Origin of the sequence: Pandoraea sp. XJJ-1 (assembly GCF_026802345.1) — a bacterium.
Classification (GTDB): domain Bacteria; phylum Pseudomonadota; class Gammaproteobacteria; order Burkholderiales; family Burkholderiaceae; genus Pandoraea; species Pandoraea cepalis.
This window is the reverse complement of sequence record NZ_CP113827.1, coordinates 1,755,149-1,780,543: the sequence shown is the minus strand read 5'-3', so window position 1 is coordinate 1,780,543 and position 25,395 is coordinate 1,755,149. Positions and strand designations below refer to the sequence as shown.

Sequence of the window (25,395 nt, the reverse complement as noted above, 5' to 3'; positions counted from 1 at the left end):
ACGCCCGGCACACCGCATGACGGGCGGATGACGCAGAACCAGACATACGAGGCGACACCATGAATTCGCGTGAATCCCGGGGCATGCTGATCGGACTGATCGGTGTGCTGATCTTCAGCCTGACGTTGCCGATGACACGCATTGTCGTCGCGGAAGTCAACCCGTTGCTCAATGGGCTGGGGCGCGCGCTGGTCGCCTCCGTGTTTGCGGGCGCCCTGCTCTGGTGGCGTCGCGAGGCGTGGCCCACGCCACGCCAGATCAAGAGTCTCGCCATCACCTCGTTGGGCGTGATCATTGCGTTCCCGGTGTTTTCCGCATGGGCGATGAAGACGATTCCGGCGTCGCACGGCGCGGTCGTCAACGGCTTGCAGCCGTTCTGTGTCGCGATCTACGCCTATTGGCTCGGCGGCGAGCGTCCGTCGCGCGGGTTCTGGGGCTGTGCCCTCGCCGGCAGCGTGCTGGTGATGGCCTTCGCGCTGCGCGCCGGGGGCGGCAGTCTGCATGCGGCCGATGGGCTGATGCTGCTGGCGGTGGTCATCGGTGCGCTCGGCTATGCCGAGGGCGGCAAGCTCGCCCGCGAGATGGGCGGGTGGCAGGTGATCTGTTGGGCGCTCGTGGTGTCGGCGCCAGTGCTGGTGCTGCCGGTGGGCTGGCTGGCGTGGCATCAGCCGTGGCCGGTCAGCGGCAAGGCATGGGGTGCGTTCGCCTACGTGACGCTCTTCTCGCAGTTCATCGGCTTCTTCGCGTGGTATGCGGGTCTGGCCATGGGCGGCATCGCACGCGTGGGCCAAGTACAATTGCTTCAGATTTTCTTTACGATTGCGCTGTCCGCCCTCTTTTTCGGCGAACACGTCGACACGGCAACGTGGCTCTTCGCCGCGGGCGTCGTCCTGACTATCGCACTCGGCAAGCACATGAAGATCGGCGCCTCGCGACTCACGGGCAAACCGGTCTGAAGGCACGTCGCGGCGCATGCGATCCCTGCCCCGCGACGCGTCTCCCCCCAGGCGTTTGCGCCAGCCCCCACGCGCTCGGCACGCGCAACGCCCGATATCAGCGGCCGGTCGATCCGGCCGCCCTCTCAAAGCGAGACCCTCATGCATGATTGGCAATATTCCGAACGTGCCCGCCATCTGACCAGCTCGGCGATTCGCGAAATCCTCAAGGTCACGGAGCGCCCGGACGTCATTTCGTTCGCCGGCGGCCTGCCGTCGCCCGCGACCTTCCCCATCGAGCGCATGCGCGCAGCCGCCGAGCGCGTACTGACCGACTCGCCGCAGGCCGCACTGCAATACAGCGCCACCGAAGGTTTCGCTCCGCTGCGCGAATGGATCGCGAAGCGCTACTCGCGCGACGGCCTGACGCTCGCGCCCGAGAACGTGCTGATCACCACCGGGTCGCAGCAGGGCCTGGACCTGATCGGCAAGATCTTCATCGACGAAGGCAGCCGCGTGCTGGTCGAAGCGCCGAGCTATCTGGGCGCGCTGCAATCGTTCTCGCTGTTCGCTCCGACGTATGTGCCGGTGCCGACCGACGACCACGGTCTGCTGCCCGAGGCGCTCACGCCCGAGCAAACGAAGGGTGCGCGCTTCCTGTATGCCATGCCGAACTTCCAGAACCCGACCGGACGCCGCCTGCCGATGGCGCGCCGCGAAGCGCTGGCCGCCGTTGCCAAGCGCGACGGCCTGGCGATCATCGAAGACGATCCGTATGGCGAACTCGACTATGAAGGCCAGCGCCTGCCGAGCCTCATGTCGCTCGCCCCGGCGCATGTGCTTTACATGGGATCGTTCTCGAAGGTGCTCGCGCCGGGGCTGCGCCTCGGCTTCATCATCGGCCCACAGGCAGTGATCGCCAAGCTGGTGCAGGCCAAACAGGCCGCCGACCTGCACACACCGAGTCTCACGCAGCGCATTGCCTACGAGGTCGTGAAAGACGGCTTCCTGGACACGCACATCCCGTCGATCCGCACGCTCTACGCCGCGCAGGCGAAGGCGATGCTCGCGTCACTGGCTAAGCACATGCCGACGGGCACCACCTGGACCCCGCCGGCCGGCGGCATGTTCATTTGGTTGACATTGCCCGCCGGCATCGACACCATGCAGTTGCTGGATAAAGCGATTGCGCAGAATGTCGCCTTCGTGCCCGGCGCGCCGTTCTATGTCGGCACGCCGCCCTCGAATACGCTGCGGCTGTCGTTCGTCACCGTGCCGCCCGAGAAAATCGAGGTAGGCGTTGCGCGCCTCGGGGCGCTCGTCGCCGAAGCGCTCGCGCGGCGCGCGGCCTGATCCGTTTGTCGCCCCTGCCGGCCTGAAGCGATTCAGGCCGGTCGCCGACGGACGCGGTCATCGGCCCACTTTCAACCCACCTGTCGGGCCGATGTCTCGGTCCGGCCCAACGTATCTGCAAGGAAGCCGTACATGTCCGTCTACGACAAACTGAAGCAACTGGGTATTGAACTGCCGACCGCTGGCGCGCCCGCCGCCGCCTACGTGATGAGTGCGCAGACCGGCAACACCGTGTTCCTCTCGGGCCACCTGCCCAAGAAAGACGGCAAGATCTGGACGGGCAAGCTCGGCCAGGACGTGAACGTCGACGAAGGCAAAGCCGCGGCACGTGCCGTGGCCATCGAACTGATCGCCACGCTGCACGCGCACACGGGTGACCTGAACAAGGTCAAGCGTGTCGTGAAACTAATGAGCCTCGTCAACTCGACGCTGGACTTCACCGATCAGCACCTGGTGACGAACGGCGCGTCGGAACTGATCGCGGAAGTCTTCGGCGATGCCGGCAAGCACGCGCGTTCGGCCTTCGGCGTCGCACAGATCCCGCTGGGCGCCTGCGTCGAGATCGAGCTGATCGCCGAACTCGCCTGACCCTCGTTCGATGACCGCCTGGCGCTCGGCGCATGGCGTTTTGATGGGAGGCGTGCCGCCTTACGACCGTCTCCCCCCAACCGCAACCGCCCCCCGTCGACCCTTCATCGAGCCAGCACTGGGCAGCGCCGGCCCAACGCTCGTGTGGGTCTAGAAGGCGCTCTTGATCACGCCCCCATCGGCTCGCAACGCGGCGCCTGTCGTCGCCGACGACAGCGGACTGGCGACGTATGCCACGAGGGACGCAATTTCCTGCGGCGAACCGAATCGCTTGATGAGCGATGTGGGACGTACGGTTTCGAAGAATTCCTTTTCGAACGCTTCGAACGATTTGCCGTCGGCCTTTGCGAGCGTCTCCACGAATTCCCCCACGCCCCGCGATTTGGTCGGCCCCGGCAGCACGCTATTGACGGTAATGCCCGTGCCGGCAACCGCTTCCGCGAGCCCACGCGAGACCGCAAGCTGCGCGGTCTTCGTCATCCCGTAGTGGATCATTTCAGCGGGAATCTGTACGGCGCTTTCGCTTGAAATGAAAATAATGCGCCCCCAGTTGGCCTGCCGCATCGCCGGCAGGAACAGACGCGCCAAACGCACACCACTCAGCACATTGACGTCGAAGAAACGCTGCCAGTCCTCGTCGGGAATGGCTTCAAACGGCTTGGGCTCGAAGATGCCCAGGTTATTGACCAGAATCTCCACGTTCGGAAAGCGCCGCGCGAGTTCGTCCGCTGACGCAGCCGTACTGAGATCCCCCGCAAATCCGTACACCTCACCGCCGGTGTCCGCTTTGAGTTGCGCAACGACGTCGTCGACCGATGACCGGGCGCGACCATTGACGATCACGCGCGCGCCTTCCTGCGCCAGTGTGCTGGCAATGGCGAGACCGATGCCGGCCGTGCTTCCGCTGACCAGCGCGAGTTTGCCCTTCAATTGCAGGTCCATGAGTGATTTCCTTTTCAGTGAATGCATTGAGATGGCGACGCGTCGGTGTCGTTCATGTCGCGATACATCTCCGTGTCCACGGCGCCGGGCAACACGGCGTTGACGCGCACACCCTGCGCACCGTACTCGGCGGCAAGCGCCTGCGTCAACCCGTTCAGCCCGACCTTGCTCGCCGCGTAGGCTGCCGTACCGGGAAACGCGAACGAGTAACCCACGAATGTCGACGTGAAGATGATCGACCGCGACGGACATCCAACCGTGCCGGCGGACCTGATCACGCATCGCTGTATCGGGTACAGGTATGCGGCCACCGGCGACGAGTGGCAACTGATCGACGGTGGCGGCAACACCCACGCCGTGCGGGTCGACTGCCACATGCATACCAATAACGGCGATACCGCGCGCGCGGCGGCGTTGGCCGGACGAGGCATCATCTGGCAACCCACGTTCCTGATCGGCAACGATCTGCGTGCGGGCACGCTCGTTCAGGTGCTGCCCGACTATCGTCTGCCTGAAATCGACATACTCGCCATGTACCCGAGCCGCCGACACCTCAGCGCGCGCGTGCGCGTCATGATCGACTTCCTGGTCGGTGCGTTCGGCGGTGTGCCCCCATGGGATCGGGGTGACGGAAACGAGGTGGGCATCGCGCCGGCGACGCGCTGATCGCGCGTCACGCGCCTATGTTCGGCGTGCTCGGACGTTCCGGCTCAGGGACCGGGGAATCGTTCTGCGCGTTGGCGCGCGTTGCCGGTGACGATCAGCGCGGCTTGCCGCTGCCGTATGCGCGCCGCATGGCTATCGCGACAGCGAGCGACAGCACGACCGCCACCGCCAGCAGGGCAATCACGCCGTGCCAGCCGTGCGCCTTGAGCATGACACCCGAGTAGCTGCCGAGCAGGCTGGAGCCCATGTAGTAGAAAAACAGGTACAGCGCCGAGGCGATCGCCCGCCCTTCGGTCGCGCGGCGCCCCACCCAACTGCTGGCGACGGTATGCGCCCCAAAGAAGCCGAACGTAAAGATCGCGAGACCGATTACCACGCCCAGCACTTGCGACGCCAGCAGGGTCACCAGTCCCACGAACGCCAACGCCACCAGCACCCACAGCAGTCGAGGACGTCCCACGCGATCCGACAGCGGTCCCGCGATGAACGAGCCAATCACGCCGATCAGATACATCGCAAAGATCGCCCCAATGGCGGCGTGCGGCAGATGGAACGGCGGCGCCGACAGGTGAAAGCCCAGATAGTTGTAGACGCTCACGAAGCTGCCCATCATCAGGCCGGCGAACAGGTACAGGCCGAGCAGCGCCGGATCACCGAGGTGCCGCCGCGCATGTCCGATCGCTTCGCGAACCGTCATGTCGCGCGGCGAAAAACGACGCGAATGCGGCAGGCTGCGGGCGAACTCCAGCCCCATCGCCAGACAGACCAGCCCGATCACCGCCACCGACACGCGCCAGGAGAACAGGTCGGCAATCAACGCGGACAGCACGCGTCCGGCCATGCCACCGAGAATGTTCCCGCCAATGTAGAGCCCCATCGACATTCCAAGCGAGCGCTGATCGATTTCCTCGCTCAGGTATGCCATTGCGATGGCGGGCAGTCCGGAGAGCGCCAAGCCCTTGAGGGCGCCAAGGATGACGATCGTCTCGAAGTTGGTAGAGAACGCACTCGCAAGCGTGAGCACCGACGAACTGAGCAGCGCCATGGTCATCATGCGCTTGCGGCTCACACGATCTGCGGCGACACAGGTCACGAGCAGACCCAGCGCCATCATCATCGTGGCTGCCGAGACCGACCAACTCGCCTGTGCCGGTGTGATGCCGAACGTCGTGGTCAGCAGCGGCAACAGCGACTGCATGCAGTACAACTGGGCAAACGTCGAGAACCCGCCGAAAAAGAGGGCCCGGCTGATGACGGCATATTCACGAGTGCCGCGCGCGACACCCGCCGGAAGCTTCGATGCCGGCGTACCGACGTCTGCGGCGGCGCCATTGGGAAGAGAAAGGGAGTTGGTTGATGCCATGACGCTGGAGCGACTCACGCGAGTCTTGGGGGGAAATGTATACACCGAATCATAGGTTTGCCGTTACCCCACGTCCAATATATATTTACGCGATATATCCATATATAAAACAGATCAATCGAGGACTGAAGCATGGAACTGCGTCATCTGCGCTACTTCGTGGCCGTCGCTGAAGCGTTGCATTTCAGCCGTGCGGCACAGAAACTCAATATCGGCCAGCCGCCGCTCTCGATGCAGATCCGTGCGTTGGAGGACGAACTGGGCGTGGCGCTCTTCGAGCGCGCACAGCGACGCGTTTTCCTGACCACCGCCGGGCGGGCGTTCCTCGTGCGGGCGCGTCAGATCCTCGCCGACGCGGAAGCCGCCCGTCAGGAGGTGCAACAGATTGCGGGACTCGACGCCGGGGAATTGCGCATCGCGTTCACGACGTCCGCTCCGATGACGAATCTAATGAAACGGGTCCTCACCGGCTATCGCCTGCGATATCCGCGCGTGACGCTGACGTTGATCGAATCGCCTTCGGAGCGGCAACGGGACGCGCTCACCGAGCGCACGCTGGACATTGGCCTGGTGCGTCAGGCGGACGACGCGCCGCCAATCGCGGGGCTCAGTTTCGAGACATTGATCGACGAAGCGCTGGTTGTGGTCTTGCACCAGGGTCATGCGCTGTCAGGGCGCGCAAGCTTGTCCATGGCCGACCTCGCCCATGAGGCGTTCATCATGCATCCGCACGATGTGGGCACGGCGATCGATGGAAAAATACGGCGGATGTGCGAGCGGGCTGGTTTTTCGCCGCGCGTCGTACAGGAAGCACGCGAGTCGACCACCATCGTGGCACTCGCGGCGAGCGGGCTGGGCGTGGCGATACTCCCGGCCGCCGTGCGATGCATCCAGATCGAGGGCGCATGCTTCATGGACCTTAGCGAGCCCGACGCGCACACGCCCCTGCTGCTGGCCAAGCGTCGCGACGACGCGAGCCCATTGGTGCAGGCGTTCGTCGCGATTTGCCGCGAAGTGGCGGGCCGCCTTCATGAGACGACGCCGCCTGGCGCATGAGGTCCCGCGAGGCCCGCAATCAGCCGCGCAGCGACGCTGCCAGACCGATGACGACGACGCCCAATACAAGATTCAGGATCACGAGCCGCCGGATCCCATTGACCGCGGCAGCGCCGTCCGGCCACGACTGCGCCTGCACCGCGCGTTGCAGACGCGGAAACAGCGCAAAGCGAATGTGACCGAAGACGAGCATCATCACCACGCCGATGCCGGCCATCGCATGCACGGGCCAACGGGCGCGCATGCCGCCCATCCCGAGCATCATGTGTCCGCCCGACAGCAGGATCAGAACGATGGCCACGCCGACCCAGGTGAAAAAGCGCGAGAGCGCCGCCTCCCATAACGGCAGACGTTGCTGCGGCGACAATTCGGAGGACGCCGGACGCAGGCAGGCGAGCGCAAAGAACATCCCCCCGATCCAGACCGCCACACTCACCAGATGCAAGAACAAACTCAAGGCATAAACGTTCATGCGTGACTCCCGTCAGGATGCCGAAGGGGCGGCCGGCAGTACCGGCTCGAGCGAACGCGGCTTGAACGTCGCGAACTTGACTGCGGGCGCACGTCCCTTGCGGGCGCGCTTGCCGATGTTCGGGGCGAGCGACGGCCCAGAGAGCGTCTCGGCCTGAAGCTTGCCTCCGCGCACTTCGCCATACACGGTAACGCCCGCTTCGCCGATCGGCACGACCGACACCAGCGTCTGCCTGTCATCGAGACCGATCAGCGTGACACCGCGTCCGCCGCCCGTGAGCGACTTCATTTCGTCCATGCCGAACACGAGCAGACGACCGTCGCTCGACAGGCACGCCACCGCGCTGGCACCCTGCCAAATCGGCGTGGGGGCCAGCGGTGCCGCACCTTCGTCGATGGTCATGAACGACTTGCCGGCCTTCACTCGGCTGACCATATCGCCCAGCTTCGTCGTGAAACCGAAGCCCGTCGACGTTGCCAGCAGCAGCGGTTGCTCGCCCGACGCCGCGTAGTAATGCAGCAAGCGCGAGCCCGACTCCAGTTCGATCAACGACGTGAGCGGTACGCCGTCGCCCCGCCCGCCCGGCAATAGCGCCACGGCCACCGAATAGACGCGGCCATTACTGCCCCACGCGATCAGCGGATCCACGGTGCGGCATTCGAACGCGCCATACAGCGCGTCGCCCTGCTTGAATGAGAAGCCTTGTGCATCGAGGCCATGGCCCTTGAGCGCGCGCACCCACCCCTTGGCGGACACCACGACCGTTACCGGCTCATCGACCACACGCGCTTCGGCCACGGCTCGCTTCTCTTCCTGAATCAGCGTGCGGCGATCGTCACCGAACTGCTTCGCGTCGGTTTCGATTTCCTTGATGATCAAACGCTTCATCGTGCTGTCGTTGGCGAGCAATTCTTCGAGCTTCGCCTTCTCGTCACGCAACGACGCCAGCTCCTGCTCGATCTTGATCGCTTCCAGACGCGCCAGCTGACGCAGACGGATTTCCAGAATGTCTTCCGCCTGACGCTCGCTCAACCCGAACGCGCTCATCAGCGCGGCTTTCGGCTCGTCGGACTCGCGAATGATGCGGATGACTTCGTCGATATTCAGGAAGACGATCATCCGGCCTTCGAGGATGTGAATCCGGTCGTCGACCTTGCCCAGACGGTGGCGCGAACGACGTGTGACCGTCTCGAAGCGGAATCCGATCCACTCGGACAGAATGTCGCGCAGCGACTTCTGCGTCGGGCGGCCGTCGGCGCCGACCATCACGAGGTTGACCGACGCGCTCGACTCAAGGCTCGTGTGCGCGAGCAGCATCGTGATGAATTCCTGCTGGTCGATGCGGCTCGACTTCGGCTCGAACACCAGTCGCACGGGGGCGTCCTTGCCCGATTCGTCGCGAACCGCATCGAGCATGCCGAGCATCGACTGCTTGAGATTCTGCTGCTCGGGCGTGAGCGTCTTCTTGCCGAGCTTGACCTTTGGGTTGGTGATTTCCTCGATTTCCTCGAGCACCTTCTGACCCGACGTGTTCGGCGGCAGCTCATAGACCACCGCCTGCCACTGACCTCGCGCCATCTCTTCGATCTTCCAGCGCGCGCGCATCTTGAGGCTGCCACGGCCGCTTTCGTAGGCCGCGCGAATTTCCGCCGCACTCGAAATCAACTGGCCGCCGCCGGGGAAGTCCGGTCCCTGCACGAGCGTCATCAATTCGGCGTCGTCGAGCTTCGGGTTGCGAATCAGGGCAACCGCCGCCGACGCAACTTCGCGCAGATTGTGCGACGGAATTTCCGTCGCGAGCCCCACGGCAATCCCCGACGCCCCGTTGAGCAGCACGAACGGCAGGCGCGCCGGCAATAGTCGCGGCTCCTGCGTCGAGCCGTCGTAGTTCGGCACGAAGTCCACGGTGCCCGCGTCAATCTCGTCGAGCAACAGCTTCGCGATCGGCGTCAGACGCGCTTCGGTGTAACGCATGGCCGCCGCGCCGTCGCCGTCGCGCGAGCCGAAATTACCCTGGCCGTCGATAAGCGGATAGCGCATGGAGAAGTCCTGCGCGAGACGCACCAGCGCGTCATAGGCGGACTGGTCGCCGTGCGGGTGAAACTTGCCGAGCACATCGCCGACCACGCGCGCCGACTTCACCGGCTTGGCGTCGGCCGCGAGGCCCATTTCATTCATTGCAAACAGAATCCGGCGCTGCACCGGCTTCTGGCCGTCGCACACATCCGGCAGTGCACGGCCTTTGACAACACTGATCGCATAGTCCAGATAGGCACGCTCGGCATATGCGCCGAGCGTCAGCGTGTCGTCATCCGACGGTTGCGTAAAGAGATCTTCTACTTGTTCCATAAAACCTATGGGTTTGCTGCGAACGTTTGACGAGAGTTCGGGGAGACGTTGACCGCGAGATCATACCAAGCTCGTCGGCACATTTCGGCAAAAACACGTCCGATTGGCAAAGCGAGACGTGTTTTCGGATCGGAGGACGCGGGAATCGGCGGGATTGCGCACGCATTTCGGACAAATCCGAGCGTCAGACCGTGGGGATCGACAGGCGACAGCGCCGCTGGCGCCTTCGTGACGCCGCCCCTGGCGGCGTTGCTGGGGTGCCTCAATCGATCGTTGGCGAAGACGACAGCGCCCCTTGCGCCGATGCTCGGACCGACGCATTCGGCATAGCAGCCGGCACGACGGGCAGTCCGGACGGCGCACCCAGAATGACGTGGATGCGACCGTCGCGCGAGCCGCTCACGCGCGCACCGCCAACGCGCCCCACGTGAGCGCCGCCCGGGCTCGCCCCGCTCATACGTATCGCCCCGCCGCCCTGCCCCAGCGCGGGCGCATCGGGATCGAAGCGTCGATAAAGGGCGAGCACGGTCGCCACGTAGTCGCGCGTCTCGGCATACGGCGGGATCTGGTCGGCGTGACGCGCCACCGCCCCCTCGCCCGCGTTGTACGACGCGAGCACCAGTTCGAGACGGTCGGGATAACGCGTTTGCAGATCACGCAAATAGCGGGCTCCGGTCAGCACATTCGTCCGCGGATCGGCGAGCTTGTCGGCGACCGTGCGTCGCGCGTCTGCGCGCACGCCGTAGCGCTCGCCCGTTGACGGAAGCACTTGCATCAAGCCAACGGCGCCTTTGGGTGACACTGCGGCGCTATCGAATCCCGACTCCGCCGCAATGACCGCTTTGAGCAACGCCACATCGACGTGATAACGCTGCGCAGCCTGCGCGATCACGGGCGCCAGCGTCTTCAGATTGGGATGTCGGGCGAGGGCATCGTACAGGCGCGAGCGATCCACGCCACTGGCCGTATCGCCGTGCGACGCACGCAGGTCGACGTTGCCGCCCGCCCCGACGACCGGACGATAACGCGCGTCGAGCTTGCGTGCCGCGAGATGGGCGACGCCGTTCTCATCGACATAACCATAGAGTTCGGCGTGTGCGAATGGCGTCGCGACAAGCAGCGCGGCGGCCAGCGCGGGCCCGACGAAACGTCGCGGCGCGCAATGTCGGCAGATCGCTCGAATACGGCGCGCCATCGAAACGGTGAAGTTACCGACCTTTGACATGCACCTTAATGGTCTGGCTCATGGCGGGACCGTACGATTGGTGAGCACCGTTGGCGAACTGCAACGTCAGCGTGTGATCGCCGGGCGTCAGATTGACGCTCGTTTCGGTCTGGCCTTTACCAAAATGCAGGTGCGTGTCGTCCGTGGGGACAACCTGACCTGCGGGAATGGAATCGCCGTCGATGATGAGATGGTGATGACCGGTGTTGGGCGTCATGTCGCCTGCCGGTTTGATCGCCATGCCCTCGACGCCGAAATGGACCGCGACCGGGTTCGACACCGTTGCGCCGTCCGTCGGCGCCACAAAGAAGACGCGCGGCTGAGCCGACTGTGCCAGCGCGGTGGCGCTTGCGCCGGCAACCAACAGCGACACAAAAAGGCAACGCATGGAACGCAACATAACGCGACTCCCGGAAGGGTGAAGGGTGGATTATCCCACGATGTGAGCGCTCACGCTGGCCTGCCGGCGCGTGAGGCACCCGCCACTGCACCGATGCCGGGAATCCGCTCAGATGTCGGCTTCCACCTCATTGCCCTTGGCTTCGAGCCAGCTGCGACGCTGCGCCGCCTCGCCCTTGCCCATGAGCATGTTCATGCGCGCCACGGTCGCATCGAAATCGAGGCCGCCAAGCGCCACGGGGCTCAACCGGCGGGTGTCGGGATTCATGGTGGTTTCCCACAACTGCGCGGCACTCATTTCGCCCAGCCCCTTGAAGCGACTGATCGACCATGCGGTGTCACGTACGCCATCCTTGCGCAGCTTGTCGAGGATCGCTTCCAGTTCGCCTTCGTCGAGTGCGTAGAGCTTCTGTGCGGGCTTCTTGCCACGGGCCGGCGCATCCACGCGATAGAGCGGCGGGCGTGCCACATACACATGCCCCTTCGCAATCAGTTGCGGGAAATGGCGGAAGAACAGCGTGAGCAGCAGCACCTGGATATGCGAGCCGTCGACGTCGGCATCCGAGAGAATGCAGATCTTGCCGTAGCGCAGATTCGACAGGTCAGGCGTGTCGTTCGCGCCATGCGGGTCGACACCGACGGCCACGGCGATGTCATGCACTTCGTTGTTCGCGAAGAGTCGGTCGCGCTCGGTCTCCCACGTGTTGAGGACCTTGCCGCGCAGCGGCAGAATCGCCTGAAACTCCTTGTCCCGCCCCATCTTCGCCGAGCCGCCCGCCGAGTCGCCCTCGACCAGGAACAGTTCGTTGCGCGTGATGTCTTCGGTCTCGCAATCCGTCAGCTTGCCCGGAAGCACCGCTACGCCGGAACTCTTCTTCTTCTCGATCTTCTGGCCCGCGCGCGTGCGCGCCTGCGCCTGACGAATCACGAGTTCGGCCAGCTTCTTGCCATGCTCGACATGATGGTTGAGCCACAACTCGAGCGCTGGACGCGTGAAGGACGACACCAGACGCACGGCGTCGCGGCTGTTCAGGCGCTCCTTGATCTGCCCCTGGAACTGCGGATCGAGCACCTTCGCGGACAACACGAACGACACGCGCGAAAAGACGTCTTCCGGCAGCAGCTTCACGCCCTTGGGCTGCAGATTGTGCAGTTCGATGAAACCACGCACCGCCTGGAACAGCCCTTCGCGCAGACCCGATTCGTGGGTGCCGCCGGCCGGTGTGGGAATCAGGTTGACATACGACTCACGCACCGGCGCGCCGTCTTCGGTCCATGCCACGACCCAGGCCGCGCCCTCGCCTTCGGCGAAGCTGTCCTCGTTGCCATCGGCAAAGCGCTCGTCCTCGAACAGCGGAATCAGCGGCTCGGCGCCGCCCAGCGATTCGACAAGATAGCCGCGCAAGCCATGCTCATAGCACCACGTCTGCTCGTCGCCGGTCTTCTCCTGACGCAACGTGACGCGCACGCCCGGCAGCAGCACCGCCTTCGAGCGCAGCAACCGTTGCAGCTCGCTCAGCGGCAGCGTGGGATTATCGAAGTACTTCAAATCGGGCCAGACGGTGACGCGCGTGCCGCTCTTCTTCTCGCCGCGTTGTGCGGCGCGCGAGTGCAATGCCACGTCGACGTTGCCGCCATCGGCGAATTCCAGCTCGGAGACCTGGCCGTCGCGCCAGACCGTGACGGCCAGTCGCGTGGCCAGGGCGTTCGTCACCGACACGCCAACCCCATGCAAGCCGCCCGAAAAGGTGTAGGCGCCACCGGCCGCCTTGTCGAACTTGCCGCCCGCATGCAATCGCGTAAAGACGATCTCGACGACCGGCACACCCTCTTCCGGGTGGATGCCGACGGGAATACCCCGGCCGTCGTCCTCGACGCTCACCGAACCATCCTTGTTCAGCGTGACGAGGATCTGCTTGCCGTAACCGCCAAGCGCTTCGTCAGAGGCGTTGTCGATGACTTCCTGAATGATGTGCAGCGGATTTTCGGTGCGGGTGTACATGCCCGGGCGCTGCTTGACCGGTTCAAGGCCCTTCAGGACCTTGATGGACGCTTCGCTGTATTGGGCAGGCGTATTTTTTTTCGACATAGCGTGACTGAATTAGGGTACGACGCCCGGCGATTATCCACAGTTCCTGTGGACAACCACGGGGAAAACCCATGAACACATGACAAAAGTGACGCCGTATCAACGACTTGAGTTGCGGCGCCCACAGAATGGGCACGCTGAGCACGCCCAGCGCCCGGCAGGTATTGTCCGGAGGCGAGCCGCGCCCGATGCATCGCGGCCTATTGTACTGTCACTCGCGACGTGATCGGGTGACAACGCCAACGGCACCATGCAACGCGGCCGGGCCACGGCCACGGCCGCTCGCCGCTCGCTGACCGGATGCCGACGCTTACGCGCCCTCGCCGCGCTGCTTGGCTTCGAGCAGTTCCCAGCGTTCGAGCGCATCGAGCAACGCCAGTTCAATCGCTTCGAAACGTTCGGACAACGCCGCACCGGCAGCCGGATCTTTCGCATAGATCGAACCGTCTTCGAGCTTTGCCCCCACTTCCTGTTGCTCGGTTTCCAACGCGGCGATGCGCGCCGGCAGGCCGTCGAGTTCGCGCTGCTCCTTGTAGCTGAGTTTGGCGGTGCGGCTCGTAGGGCGCTTTGATGCTGTTGCCGTGTCCTTCGCGGCGACTTCGACGGGGGCGCGTTGCGCGGCGAGCGCAGCGGACCGATGGCTCTGTACCTGCCAATCGGTAAACCCGCCAACGTACTCGCGCCAGTTGCCGTCGCCTTCGGCTGCGATGACCGAGGTCACGACGTTGTCCAGGAACGTGCGATCGTGGCTCACGAGGAACACCGTGCCGCTGTATTCCTCAAGCAGCTCTTCAAGCAGTTCGAGCGTCGGGATGTCCAGATCGTTGGTCGGTTCGTCGAGCACGAGCACGTTGGCCGGACGCGCGAACAGGCGCGCGAGCAGCAGACGATTGCGCTCGCCGCCCGAGAGCGACTTCACCGGTGAGCGCGCGCGCTCCGGCGAGAACAGGAAGTCGCCGAGATAGCTCATCACGTGCTTGCGCGCGCCATTGATCTCGATCCAGTCGCTGCCCGGGCTGATCGTATCGAGCAGACTCTTCTCGGGATCGAGTTGCGCACGCATCTGGTCGAAGTACGCCACCTGAAGATTGGTACCGACACGAATCTGTCCGCTGTCCGGCGCGATCTCGCCGAGAATGAGCTTGAGCATCGTCGTCTTGCCCACGCCATTCGGGCCCACAAGACCGACCTTGTCGCCGCGCATGAGCGTCGCCGTAAAGTCGCGCACGATGACACGCTCGCCGTAAGCCTTCGTGACATGGGTCAGCTCGGCCACGATCTTGCCGGACTTCTCGGTCTGCGCCACATCCATGCGCACGTTGCCCTGAATCTCGCGGCGATCGGCACGTTCGCTACGCATCGTCTTCAGGCGCTCGATGCGCGACACGCTGCGCGTACGCCGTGCTTCGACACCTTTGCGAATCCACACTTCTTCCTGCGCGAGCAGCTTGTCGAACTTCTCGTTCTCCACGCGCTCGATCTCGAGCTGCGCAGCTTTGCGCTCCTGAAACTGGGTGAAGTTGCCCGGATAGGAGAGCAGACGCCCGCGATCCAGTTCGACGATACGCGTGGCCACACGATCCAGGAAACTACGGTCGTGAGTGATGAACAACAGCGCGCCACGATAGCCGATGAGCAAATCCTCCAACCAGCGAATCGCTTCGAAATCGAGGTGATTGGTCGGTTCGTCGAGCAGCAGCACGTCGGGTTTGGCCACCCAGGCCTGCCCGAGCGAGACGCGCTTTTGCATACCGCCGGAGAGCGACCCGACGCGCGCGTGTCCATCGAGCCCGAGTTGCGCAACCGTCGTTTCCACCCGTGTCTTGAATTGCCACGCATCCGCATTGTCGAGCGACGCCTGCAACGTATTCAACCGCGCGAGCAGCGCGTCGTGCTCGGCGCCCTCAGGGGCATCGGCAAGCGCGTCCACCGTGCGTTCGTAGTCGGAGAGCAGCCCATGCAATTCGCCGAGGCCAAGCGCGACGGCGTCGAAGACCGTCAGTTCGGGATCGAACTCAGGCTCCTGCGGCACGTAGACGGTATTGAGTGAGGCCTGCCGTGCCACAAGGCCGTCGTCGGGAACCATCTGGCCCGCCACGATCTTGAGCAGCGACGACTTACCGGCGCCGTTGCGGCCGATAAGTCCAACGCGCTCACCGGCTTCGAGCGAAAAATCGGCATTGTCGAGCAATGCCACGTGACCGAACGCCAATTGGGCGCCCGAAATGGAATACAAGGCCATGTGTCGGGGGAACGGGAGAACTACGATGGGAGATATTGTAGTGCCGGGCGCGAGGGCCCGGCCGATAATGCACGGCTACGGCTTGGCTATGGCTTGAGGGTTGTGCGGTTGGACGCCGCCGGCGGACGCAGCATTTCGATATGCAGAATGCCGTCTTCGTCATACGGCTCACTGGCCTTGACGAAACCGAAGGCGCCATAGAACGCTTCGAGATGCGCCTGAGCCCCGATGCGCAGCGACGCCAACGGCCATGCCTCATCGGCGATCGCCACGGCCCGCGCCAGCAATTCGCGCCCGAGCCCGGTGCCCCGATGCGACGCCGCCGTGATCACACGCCCGATCGACGCTTCGTCGTAGGCCACTCCGGGCGGCAACAGCCGCAAATACGCGGCAATCTGCAGCGCGTCCGCCGCATCGCGCACTTGCGCGACGAGATGCAGGCTGTGAGGGTCGCGTCCGTCGATGTCCTGATACGGGCATTGCTGCTCGACCACGAACACGGCATTTCGCGCGGCCAGAATACGGTAAAGCAGGGAACTGCCCAGCGCATCGAACGACTCGCACATCCATTCCATTCCCGACTCTCCGGCCATACGTTGCGAAAGGCGGGACTATAGCACCGTCGCCACACAACGATGCCGGCATCGCGCACAGGGAATGAATGGGGGAGATCGACTTACTGGAAGTAGACGATGCCCTGCTCGATGTCGGCACGGGCATTACGCTCGGCGTCGTCGAGGGCGTTGCCTTGCGTGGCAAAGCCGTAGGCGGTCTGGACCTGATAGGCCCCGACTTTTTCCAACCCGCCATGGGTCGGGCGGTGAATCTCGTAGAACGCGTCCCAACGAGCGTTGTCGCGCTCGACGGCACGCACGCTGTACTGAAATTCTTGAAATTGTGTTGTTTTCATTTTTGAATCCTTCTTACTGCAAAAAATATGACTGATAACTATCCCTCTCGAATCGGCTTACGGTGATGAGAGTGCAAATCTGCACAAATGTTTCCGTGAAGTGCACGCAGCCTATCTGCTCAACATGACAAACACACGACATTCGCGTGACTGACATACGACAGGCGGTGCAGGTGAACGCGTCACGTAGCGCAAGGCCACATGCGCACCGGCATTGCGCAATGCGGGCGCAATGAGGGCGTTCTGTACGACTTCCATCCAGTTTCGGGGAACGATGCGCTGTCGCCCAGTCGAGGGCGACGGCAAGAACGTTGGACGCGTGAATTCACGCCAAGCGTTCAGCGTGACATGCGGTAACAAAGTCGTGCGGCACATTTGTAGTGATAATCGTGCCACACGCGGGCCACCTCGGGACAGGCACTCAGCCGGCCCCGCTATGCATGCCTCGCTTGACTGCTATCCGCTCAATTCGAAATTGACGAAAAAAACGGTGCAGATAGCGAATGATAACAGAAAATTACTGTCTCGACACCAAAGCAGACCGGCGCCGAAGTCAGGTCAAGGCGTGGCGGCGCGGTCGTCAATTTGGGCGAGCACCCAATACATATAGCCCGCGAACGCGCCGAAGATCACGTGTCCCGCCACCATCGTCCAGCCGCGCGAGGCGACGAACCATGGGAACCACTGCGTCATGACGTAAAAATTGACCGCGTACACGGCCAGCCCGAAGATCGCCCCTGCCACCGACACCGTCACCACATCCGAATCCAGCCGGAAGGGGGCGACGATCGCGCCAAGCACTACGCCCAGAACGACACCGATGACCGCGTGGACAATGAGCGCCATGGCCACAATGGACAGGTCGAACGTAGCCGGCTGCGTCAGGATGCCAGGCCCCAGCGCGATGGCCGCGACCATGCGGGGCGGCACCCATGGGCTCTGGCCGGAGACCAGCAGCACCATCAGCATTTCCACCGCCGAGAAGAAGGCGCAGGCGACAAAACCGGAAACGGCGGCGGCGGCCCAGTCGGGCGAGCGGTGCGTGTAGCGATGCGAGTGGAGGTGCAGTTCCATGATGTTCTCCCTTGAGGGTGACTCTTGGAGCCGCCGGCAGGACCGGCAGTGCTTTCAGGATAGAACAATCCAGGCGCGGCGACGGCGTATCCGCGCGATATACTTGGATCTGGCGCCATGCCCCGCCGCCGGCGGGACTATCGGGAGATTACGTATGTCCAGTCTCATTGGCTTGCTCGTCGCTATCGTGCTCGTGGGTGTCCCCGTCTGGCGGATTCTGACCCGCCTCGGCCTGTCCCCCTGGTTCACGGTGCTGGCCTTCATCCCGGTCGTCAACATCATCTCCCTCTGGCTGTTGTCCTACGCCGCTTGGCCGGGCCAGAGGACATCGGTCCAGGCGTCCAACGGGTAACGCCTGCGGGCCGAGATCACTTGCCTTTGTCGACAGGGCGTGTCGACGCCTGCCCGTGGTGCAGTGCGGTACGGTAGAATATTCGCCAAACTCCGAACACTGGACTGGCATGAGCACAGAGCTGAACGCGGCATCCAATTTCATCCGCAACATCATTGACGAAGACAATCGCTCGGGCAAATGGGGCCAACGCGTCGAAACGCGTTTCCCGCCGGAGCCGAACGGTTATCTGCACATCGGCCACGCCAAGGCCATCTGCCTGAACTTCGGCGTGGCGCGCGACTACGATGGCGTGTGCCATCTGCGCTTTGACGACACCAACCCCGAGAAGGAAGAGACCGAATACGTCGATTCGATCATCGACATGGTCAAGTGGCTCGGCTTCAGCTACCAGACGCCGCAAAAGGAACACCTTTACTTTGCGAGCGACTATTTCGAGCAGTTGTATCAGGGCGCCGAGATCCTGATCCAGCGCGGCAAGGCGTACGTTGACAGCCAGAGCGCCGACGACATGCGCGCCAGCCGCGGCAATCTCACCGAGCCGGGCAAGGATTCGCCGTTCCGCAACCGCTCGGTTGAGGAGAACCTCGATCTGTTCCGTCGCATGCGCGCGGGCGAGTTCGCCGACGGCACGCATGTGCTGCGCGCCAAGATCGACATGGCTTCGCCGAACATCAATCTGCGCGACCCGGCGATCTATCGGATCCGTCACGCGCACCACCACCGCACCGGCGACGCGTGGTGCCTCTACCCGATGTACACCTATGCGCATCCGCTGGAGGATGCCATCGAGAACATCACGCACAGCCTGTGCACGCTGGAATTCGAAGATCAGCGTCCGTTCTACGACTGGGTACTCGGCGAGCTGGCCGACGCGGGCATGTTCAAGCGGCCGATGCCGCAGCAGATCGAATTTGCGCGCCTGCAACTGACTTACGCCATTACGAGCAAGCGCAAGCTGCGCCAGCTGGTCGACGAAAAGCACGTCGACGGCTGGGATGACCCGCGCATGCCCACGCTCGTCGGCCTGCGCCGTCGCGGCTTCTCGCCGGAGAGCCTGCAGTTGTTCTGCGAGCGCATCGGCGTAGCCAAGTCGGCATCGTGGATCGACATGAGCGTTCTCGAGCAAGCCCTGCGCGACGACCTCGACCCGAAGGCACCGCGTGCGACGGCGGTGCTCGACCCGCTCAAGCTGATCATCGACAACTATCCGGAAGGCAAGCAGGAAGACTGCCAGGCGCCGGTGCATCCTCACGCGCCGGAGCGAGGCATGCGCACGTTCCCGATCTCGCGCGAGCTTTGGATCGAGCGCGAAGACTTCCAGGCCGAGCCGGTCAAGGGCTTCTTCCGCCTGTTCCCCGGCAACAAGGTGCGACTGCGCTACGGTTACGTGGTGGAGTGCACGGGCTTCGATACCGATGCCGATGGCAACGTCACTGCCGTGCATTGCCAGTATTTCGAGGACAGCCGATCAGGTACGCCGGGCGCCGACAACTACAAGGTCAAGGGCAACATCCACTGGGTGAGCGCGCCGCACGCGCTCGCGGCGGAGGTGCGCATTTACGACCGTCTGTTCGTCGACCCGAATCCGGATACGGGAGACAAGAATTTCCTCGACGCCATCAATCCGAACGCCAAGCGCGTCACGCAGGCCTACGTCGAACCGGGCCTGATGAGTGTTGCGCCGGAAGATCGCGTGCAGTTCGAGCGCCACGGCTACTTCGTAGCCGACCGTCAGGACTCAGCACCGGGCAAGCCGGTGTTCAATCGCATCGTCTCGCTTAAGGACAGTTGGGCGGTCAAGCCGGCCAAGGGCGGTGGCAAGTAAACGCTTTGCGGCAATTCTCCGCGTAGCACTCAACCCGCGCCCTCGTGCGCGGGTTTTGTTTTTTGGGGCGCCAGTCAGACACAGCCCCGCCGCCATACCTGTGCGCTGTCGGAGCACTACCGACCCAATGCCAACGCTATACCTAATATAAGGCGCCGACGCGCCCGAAACCGCCAGTTCGGCGTAAGCTCGCGCCCATTGCTCGCCCACCGCTCAGCCGCTGTGCACCGGATGCCGCGAGCCCCCCCCGATTCGCGCGATTCTCCACGATTGCCCATGTCAATCCCTCACCTTTCGCCGCCCCCTGCTTCGCCCGCGACCTTGGCCCTGCCGCGTGCCGCTGCCAAGCGCCGAGGGTGGATCGATGCGTTGCCCGGCATGGCGGCGAATTTTGCGCAGATTTATTTTGTCCCTTCGGCAAGGGTCGGATTGTTGCTGTTCGTCCTACTCGCCCTCGCCAACCTCTCGGCTGCGATCACAGGACTGGCGGCGAGTATCGCCGCGTCGTGCCTCGCGGTCGCGCTGCGACTGCCACACGCACTGCTTCGTAACGGGCGATTGGGATACAACGCGACCCTCACCGGTATTGCATTCGGCGCGTTATGGCAACCCGACGCCACGTTCGTCGCATGGCTGGCGGTCTGTGTCTGCCTGACCGTGATCGCAACCGCGACCCTCTCGCGTTATGCACTACCTGCCCTCACCGGCCCATTCGTGGGTGTGATGGCACTCACCTGGGCGATGCAGCGGTGGCTGCATTGGTTGCCGCAGGCCAGGGCACTCGCCTGCGACACCGGCACGCCGGGTTTCGTCTTCTGCTCGGTCGGTCAGGTCGTTTTCGTCGCCCCACTGGTGCTGGGCCTGCTGACCTGGTACGTCCTGGCCCTCTGGAACCCCCGCGCCACGCTGTGGGCGCTCGCGGCGGGCGTCACTGTCTGGTTGGGCCTCGCCGCACTGGCGACACTTTGGCCGCCAATGGCCACGCAGGCAGGGGGCATTGGCATCAACGCGTTTCTCGCTGCACTCGGCCTAGGAATGTTCGGACATCGCCCAACCGTACGCTTCGCGGGCGCCTTTCTGGCCTGCATCATTTGCGTTGCGCTCGGCACCGTGTTCGGTCCGTTCGGCTGGCCGTACTTTACGTTGCCGTTCAATCTGGCGGTATGGACCATGCTTCGCGCGACGGCCCGGCCAAGGCCACCGATCTCCGCATAAAAAAATGCCCGAAACGCTAACGTTCCGGGCACTCGCTCATCGTTCACCCCGTATTGCGAGACTGCCGTCTGCGCGGCGAAGCATCCGCTCGCTGTCCCGTGTGGTTTTGGCTTGCCCTTGCTCGTTCCCGAGCCGTGCGGTCGTTATTTATTGTGTGGCTTCTCCCCCGACACCCGCAAACGCCCCCCGACGTTCCTGATGCACCACCGAAGCCCGGCCCTCTCGCGTGCCTTACCTCTATCAACGGTGAGACGCGTGAAAAGTTGACGGGGGTATACACCGATCGTTGCTCAGTCCGCATCCAAGCCGTCATCGCGCTTGCCGGAAACCGCCGGCGTCTTCACGACCGCATATCGTGCCAGCGTTTCCTTGCGCGCCACGTCGTGCGCCACCCGCGGCGGCGGATAGTCGCGTCCCAGCGCCACGTGGGCATCGAGCAGCGTCTGCGCGTCGGCCCGCCAGGGAGCATGCAGCGCCTTGTCGGGCAGATTGGCCAGCTCCGGCACGTACTTCCGAATGAAGCGCCCTTGCGGATCGAACTTCTCAGACTGCGTCACCGGATTGAAGATGCGGAAATACGGTTGCGCGTCGCATCCGGTCGACGCCGCCCACTGCCAGCCGCCGTTGTTCGCCGCGAGGTCGAAGTCGTTGAGCGCGTGCGCAAAGTAGGCTTCCCCGCGCCGCCAATCGATACCGAGATCCTTGACCAGGAAGCTCGCCGTCACCATGCGCAGGCGGTTGTGCATATAGCCAGTCTGGTTGATCTGGCGCATGGCGGCATCGACGAGCGGATACCCCGTGCGTCCCTCGCACCAGGCCTGAAAATCGGCATCGGCCGCTTGGCCGGCAGCCCATTCGATGGCATCGTAGGCAGGTTTGAAGGCCTGTGCCACGACGCGCGGATGATGGTGCAGGATCATGAAATAGAACTCGCGCCAGATAAGCTCGCTGAGCCATGTTTGCGCGCCGCGACCGTCGTCCCCCCCTCGCAACATGGCGGCGTGCGCCTCGCGGGCGAGCGTGCGTATCGAAATCGTGCCGAAACGCAGATGTACCGACAGATAGCTCGGCCCGCGTATGGCAGGGTAGTCGCGTCGCTCATGGTAATGCGCCATGCGCGGCAGAAAATCGTCCAGCAATTGACGGGCGCCAGACTCCCCGGCAGGGATGGCCATACGGCGCGCGTCGGACACCTCGAAACCCAACGACGCCAGTGACGGGAGTGCACCGCTGCCCGTCGGTGGCACAGCCAATCGCCGCCGATCGGCGTCGCGGCCGTGCGGCGCCAAATCCACCGGTCTCACCTGCTTCAACCAAGCGCGCTGATACGGGGTGAACACGCTGTACGGCTCGCCCTGCGCCGTGAGAATCTCACTCGCCTCGAAAATCACCTGATCCTTGACGACCTCGAAGGCAATGCCGCGTTCGTCGAGCGAGCGAGCCACCGAGCGATCGCGTGCCACGGCGGCGGGCTCGTAATCGCGCCCGGCAAACACGGCCTGTACGCCGAGCGACTTCGCCAGCGACGGAATCTCCGCCACCGGATCCCCGTGGCGCACAATCAATGCCCCGCCGGCATGCGTCAGCGTGGTGGCCAATTCGCTCACGCTGTCGTGGATGAATGCGACACGACGATCGTCGCGCGGCAAGACGTCGAGAATCGTTGTGTCGAACACAAACACGACATACACCGCTTGGCACGTGGCAAGCGCGTGCGCGAGCGTTGCGTTGTCCGTGCAGCGCAAGTCGCGCCGGATCCAAACCAACCCCTTATGGAAATCGCTCATGTCAGATTGGCGCCACACGTGCGCGCCATTGTAGGTTCCGCCCAATCCCGTACCATAGCGATATCGCGGACTTTATGCCATCGGCCTCGATTACCTTATGACTCAGAAGCTTCCGATTTTGGCTCACATGCGCGGGGTGGTGCCGGCCGTGTTCTGCCTCGCTGCCGCGTTGCTCATGACCGGCTGCGCCACCTCGACAGCGCCGCGCGGCGCATTGACTTCGGCACGTTCTGGCGCGCCCGATGCCGCCCAGTTGCGCGAGCATCATCTGGCGGCCGCCGACACCGCTGCCGACCAGTACCGCACATGCCTGTACGGCCACGTTGCCCGCTATGTCGATCTCGTGCCGGACCCGATCCGGCTGGCAGACGAAGCCGCCGCCGAGTGCGCCCCGATCACCGGGCGTTTCAGACGTGAGCGACAGGCCGCGGTTGTGACGTACACCTCAGCAACCGACGCCTCGCAGCAAGCCGATGCCGCCACACTCGCGCTTCAAGCCGACGGCCTGCGGGTGGCGCGCGCACGTGCCAGGGAGTTGCGCGCGCTGCGGTGAGCGTCTCGCCGGTCTCACGTCGAACCGACAAAGTCTCATGCGCGTGCTTTCCCTAATCGGGCAAGCCCCGATTGGCGAACGACCGGCCGCTGACCAAAATGCAATCGCCCTCTTACGTCCTTTTGGGGGTACTGCGACAACGTCATTTGCCCGCCTCGGCGGGCATTTTCTTTGGTATCCGCAAGATCTTCCGGTGACGTCCACCGGGGAGCGACGTCGACGTGCCGCGTCCCCGTTGCGCCGGATGGCACTTACTTGTCGTCGGGCTCGCGCGACGCCGGCGTGTCCGTGCCGGACGGCAGCCCCGGCAGCTCGTCGTGTCCCAGCCATCGATGCGCGATGTCTTCGATACGCCCGCCGATCGCCAATACGACGAGCAGCAGGACCATCGCGGCCAGCGCGATATGCCAACGGCCCAAGCCGCAGATAATGCCGATCCCCGTGGTACTCCAGAGCGCCGCCGCCGTGGTGAATCCGTGCACCGACGCGCTACGGTTCGGCCGAACGATACAGCCCGCGCCCAGAAAACCGATCCCGGCCACAATGCCCTGCACCACCCGGCTGACCGACGACGTGTCATAGACCAGCGCCGACCCGGGAAACGGCACGACCGCCAGCACGAACAACGCCGAGCCGAACGACACGATCGCCAGTGTGCGCAAGCCGACAGATTTGTGATGGAGATTTCGATTGAGCCCGACGAGTCCGCCCAGCACCAGCGCTGCCATCAGCCGCAATGTGACTTCGATGATCTCCGCCATCCCTCACCTCGCTCGTTTTGCGCTTTCCGCTCGTTTCTCGCGTCTCGCTCGCCCGGCTGCTCCGAGCGATCTATGCCTGTGGCGATGCATTATCGCCCGTCCCGGGCAGAGTGAGTCGGGTCGGGTCGACCTCGTCGTCGAACAAGCGCAACTGGCGCGCGGCCTGGGCTTCGAGCAGTCGCACCCCCACGCCCATCAGGCGCACCGGTCGGCGTTTCCGGCCGACGGCGTCGGCCAGCAATTCACGACATTGCGCGGCATCGACACTCAGCGCGCCGGCTTCTGCCGTCGTCCGTGAAAAGTCGGCGAAACGAATCTTGACGAACACCTTGGCGATCGCCAGCGGCTCGCTGCGGCGCGCCCGCTCGATCCGCTCGGATAACTGACGAAGCAGCGGCTCAAGCGCCGCCTCGCAGTCAGCCAGCGTGCGCAGATCGCGCGTGTAGGTGGTCTCGACACTGATCGACTTGCGTTCCCGGTCCGGGCTGACGTCGCGCGTGTCGATGCCGCGGCAGCGCTCATACAATCGCTGACCGAACACGCCGAAACGCTCGGCAAGATCGGCCATCGAATGGCTGCGCAGATCGCCGCAGGACTGCACTCCCAGCGCCCGGAGCTTCTCCGCCGTGACCTTCCCCACGCCGAACAGGCGCTCGACGGGGAGCGCGGCCACGAAGGCGTCGATTTCTGCCGGTCTCACGACGAACATGCCGTCGGGCTTGCGCCAGTCGCTGGCAATCTTGGCGATGAACTTGTTGGGGGCGACGCCGGCCGAGACGGTGAGCCCGACCTCCTCGGCGACCCGTGCGCGAATCTCGCGGGCGATCAATGTGGCCGAGCCGTCGCAACGATCGCTGTGCGTGACATCGAGATACGCCTCGTCGAGTGAAAGCGGTTCGACGAGATCCGTGTAATCGCGGTAAATCGCCATGATGCGCTGCGATGCCTCCTGATACCGGCGCATCGTCGGCGCAATGATGCGCAACTCGGGACAGAGCTTGAGCGCCTGTGCCGAGGGCATGGCCGAGCGCACCCCGAAGGCGCGCGCCTCGTAGTTGCACGTTGCGACCACACCTCGCTGATCGGGCTGGCCCCCGACGGCCAGCGGAATTCCCCGCAACGACGGGTCATCGCGCATCTCGACAGAGGCGTAGAAGCAATCGGCGTCGCAGTGAATGATCTTGCGCGTAGAGGAGGACATGGCTCGCAATGAAAACACTGTGCAAATATACAGCA

At 63.9% G+C, this 25,395-nt stretch carries 22 protein-coding genes and 2 pseudogenes; 9 read left to right on the top strand and 15 right to left on the bottom strand.

The window, feature by feature from the left end; genetic code table 11:
• Nucleotides 1-59 precede the first annotated feature (59 nt).
• The 3 genes from OYT13_RS08085 to OYT13_RS08075 all read left to right on the top strand — a co-directional run bounded on the left by OYT13_RS08085 (nucleotide 60) and on the right by OYT13_RS08075 (nucleotide 2,876).
• Nucleotides 60-956: a DMT family transporter gene (locus OYT13_RS08085; protein WP_150563076.1), complete on the top strand. Its 897-nt coding sequence runs from the start codon at nucleotides 60-62 to the stop codon at nucleotides 954-956.
• A gap of 141 nt (nucleotides 957-1,097) precedes the next feature.
• Nucleotides 1,098-2,288: an aminotransferase-like domain-containing protein gene (locus OYT13_RS08080; protein ID WP_017234915.1), complete on the top strand. Its 1,191-nt coding sequence runs from the start codon at nucleotides 1,098-1,100 to the stop codon at nucleotides 2,286-2,288.
• A gap of 132 nt (nucleotides 2,289-2,420) precedes the next feature.
• Nucleotides 2,421-2,876: a RidA family protein gene (locus tag OYT13_RS08075; protein WP_017234914.1), complete on the top strand. Its 456-nt coding sequence runs from the start codon at nucleotides 2,421-2,423 to the stop codon at nucleotides 2,874-2,876.
• A gap of 150 nt (nucleotides 2,877-3,026) precedes the next feature.
• On the opposite strand, the gene OYT13_RS08070 is transcribed toward OYT13_RS08075, so the two are convergent.
• Together OYT13_RS08070 and OYT13_RS08065 are read right to left on the bottom strand one after the other, a co-directional pair.
• Nucleotides 3,027-3,818: an SDR family NAD(P)-dependent oxidoreductase gene (locus tag OYT13_RS08070; RefSeq protein ID WP_017234913.1), complete on the bottom strand. Its 792-nt coding sequence runs from the start codon at nucleotides 3,816-3,818 to the stop codon at nucleotides 3,027-3,029.
• Nucleotides 3,819-3,853: 35 nt separating this feature from the next.
• Nucleotides 3,854-4,057: pseudogene (locus tag OYT13_RS08065) on the bottom strand (SDR family oxidoreductase); the annotation flags it as partial.
• A 1-nt stretch (nucleotide 4,058) separates the two neighbouring features.
• Between OYT13_RS08065 and OYT13_RS08060 the strand changes: the two are divergent.
• A pseudogene (locus tag OYT13_RS08060) lies at nucleotides 4,059-4,484 on the top strand (LysR substrate-binding domain-containing protein); the annotation flags it as partial.
• 94 nt (nucleotides 4,485-4,578) lie between these two features.
• On the opposite strand, the gene OYT13_RS08055 reads toward OYT13_RS08060, so the two are convergent.
• Entirely contained in the window at nucleotides 4,579-5,847 is a 1,269-nt protein-coding gene (locus tag OYT13_RS08055) for an MFS transporter (RefSeq protein ID WP_268567574.1), read from the bottom strand.
• A gap of 132 nt (nucleotides 5,848-5,979) precedes the next feature.
• Here OYT13_RS08055 and OYT13_RS08050 point away from each other — a divergent pair, with 132 nt between their 5' ends.
• Entirely contained in the window at nucleotides 5,980-6,903 is a 924-nt protein-coding gene (locus OYT13_RS08050; protein WP_017234909.1) for a LysR substrate-binding domain-containing protein, read from the top strand.
• Between the two features lie 19 nt (nucleotides 6,904-6,922).
• On the opposite strand, the gene OYT13_RS08045 is transcribed toward OYT13_RS08050, so the two are convergent.
• The 9 genes from OYT13_RS08045 to OYT13_RS08005 all read right to left on the bottom strand — a co-directional run bounded on the left by OYT13_RS08045 (nucleotide 6,923) and on the right by OYT13_RS08005 (nucleotide 17,663).
• A complete protein-coding gene (locus OYT13_RS08045; protein ID WP_130025529.1) occupies nucleotides 6,923-7,375 on the bottom strand; it encodes a CopD family protein in 453 nt (150 codons plus the stop codon).
• A 12-nt stretch (nucleotides 7,376-7,387) separates the two neighbouring features.
• Complete coding sequence (gene parC / locus OYT13_RS08040; protein ID WP_268567573.1) at nucleotides 7,388-9,724, bottom strand: DNA topoisomerase IV subunit A; 2,337 nt, start codon at nucleotides 9,722-9,724, stop codon at nucleotides 7,388-7,390.
• Between the two features lie 262 nt (nucleotides 9,725-9,986).
• Entirely contained in the window at nucleotides 9,987-10,949 is a 963-nt protein-coding gene (locus OYT13_RS08035) for a lytic transglycosylase domain-containing protein (protein ID WP_268567572.1), read from the bottom strand.
• Nucleotides 10,933-11,349 (bottom strand): DUF4399 domain-containing protein, encoded by a 417-nt coding sequence (locus OYT13_RS08030; protein ID WP_268567571.1) that lies wholly within the window; start codon nucleotides 11,347-11,349, stop codon nucleotides 10,933-10,935. The genes OYT13_RS08035 and OYT13_RS08030 overlap by 17 nt, the downstream gene beginning before the upstream one ends.
• Nucleotides 11,350-11,457: 108 nt before the next feature.
• The gene (locus tag OYT13_RS08025; protein WP_017234904.1) at nucleotides 11,458-13,437 is read right to left on the bottom strand and encodes a DNA topoisomerase IV subunit B; all 1,980 of its coding nucleotides are present in this window, start codon (nucleotides 13,435-13,437) and stop codon (nucleotides 11,458-11,460) included.
• A gap of 310 nt (nucleotides 13,438-13,747) precedes the next feature.
• Entirely contained in the window at nucleotides 13,748-15,679 is a 1,932-nt protein-coding gene (locus OYT13_RS08020) for an ATP-binding cassette domain-containing protein (RefSeq protein WP_017234903.1), read from the bottom strand.
• A gap of 86 nt (nucleotides 15,680-15,765) precedes the next feature.
• Nucleotides 15,766-16,254, bottom strand: coding sequence for a GNAT family N-acetyltransferase (locus OYT13_RS08015; RefSeq protein ID WP_268567570.1), 489 nt, complete (start codon nucleotides 16,252-16,254; stop codon nucleotides 15,766-15,768).
• Between the two features lie 101 nt (nucleotides 16,255-16,355).
• Nucleotides 16,356-16,589: a hypothetical protein gene (locus OYT13_RS08010; protein ID WP_017234901.1), complete on the bottom strand. Its 234-nt coding sequence runs from the start codon at nucleotides 16,587-16,589 to the stop codon at nucleotides 16,356-16,358.
• 558 nt (nucleotides 16,590-17,147) lie between these two features.
• The gene (locus tag OYT13_RS08005) at nucleotides 17,148-17,663 is read right to left on the bottom strand and encodes a hypothetical protein (RefSeq protein ID WP_150563082.1); all 516 of its coding nucleotides are present in this window, start codon (nucleotides 17,661-17,663) and stop codon (nucleotides 17,148-17,150) included.
• A 154-nt stretch (nucleotides 17,664-17,817) separates the two neighbouring features.
• On the opposite strand from OYT13_RS08005, the gene OYT13_RS08000 reads away from it, so the two are divergent.
• The 3 genes from OYT13_RS08000 (at nucleotide 17,818) to OYT13_RS07990 (ending at nucleotide 21,058) form a co-directional block, all read left to right on the top strand.
• Entirely contained in the window at nucleotides 17,818-18,015 is a 198-nt protein-coding gene (locus OYT13_RS08000; RefSeq protein WP_017234899.1) for a hypothetical protein, read from the top strand.
• A 109-nt stretch (nucleotides 18,016-18,124) separates the two neighbouring features.
• Nucleotides 18,125-19,843, top strand: coding sequence for a glutamine--tRNA ligase/YqeY domain fusion protein (locus OYT13_RS07995; protein ID WP_268567569.1), 1,719 nt, complete (start codon nucleotides 18,125-18,127; stop codon nucleotides 19,841-19,843).
• A gap of 276 nt (nucleotides 19,844-20,119) precedes the next feature.
• Entirely contained in the window at nucleotides 20,120-21,058 is a 939-nt protein-coding gene (locus OYT13_RS07990; RefSeq protein ID WP_268567568.1) for an urea transporter, read from the top strand.
• Nucleotides 21,059-21,348: 290 nt separating this feature from the next.
• Here the strand turns inward: OYT13_RS07990 and OYT13_RS07985 are convergent, their stop codons facing one another.
• A complete protein-coding gene (locus OYT13_RS07985; protein WP_017234896.1) occupies nucleotides 21,349-22,845 on the bottom strand; it encodes a cryptochrome/photolyase family protein in 1,497 nt (498 codons plus the stop codon).
• 97 nt (nucleotides 22,846-22,942) lie between these two features.
• On the opposite strand from OYT13_RS07985, the gene OYT13_RS07980 reads away from it, so the two are divergent.
• Entirely contained in the window at nucleotides 22,943-23,398 is a 456-nt protein-coding gene (locus tag OYT13_RS07980) for a hypothetical protein (protein ID WP_261938805.1), read from the top strand.
• Nucleotides 23,399-23,649: 251 nt separating this feature from the next.
• Here the strand turns inward: OYT13_RS07980 and OYT13_RS07975 are convergent, their stop codons facing one another.
• On the bottom strand, nucleotides 23,650-24,159 hold the full coding sequence (locus OYT13_RS07975; RefSeq protein ID WP_268567567.1) for an MgtC/SapB family protein: 510 nt from the start codon (nucleotides 24,157-24,159) through the stop codon (nucleotides 23,650-23,652).
• Nucleotides 24,160-24,229: 70 nt separating this feature from the next.
• Nucleotides 24,230-25,360: a DNA polymerase IV gene (dinB, locus tag OYT13_RS07970; protein ID WP_017234893.1), complete on the bottom strand. Its 1,131-nt coding sequence runs from the start codon at nucleotides 25,358-25,360 to the stop codon at nucleotides 24,230-24,232.
• Nucleotides 25,361-25,395 lie beyond the last annotated feature (35 nt).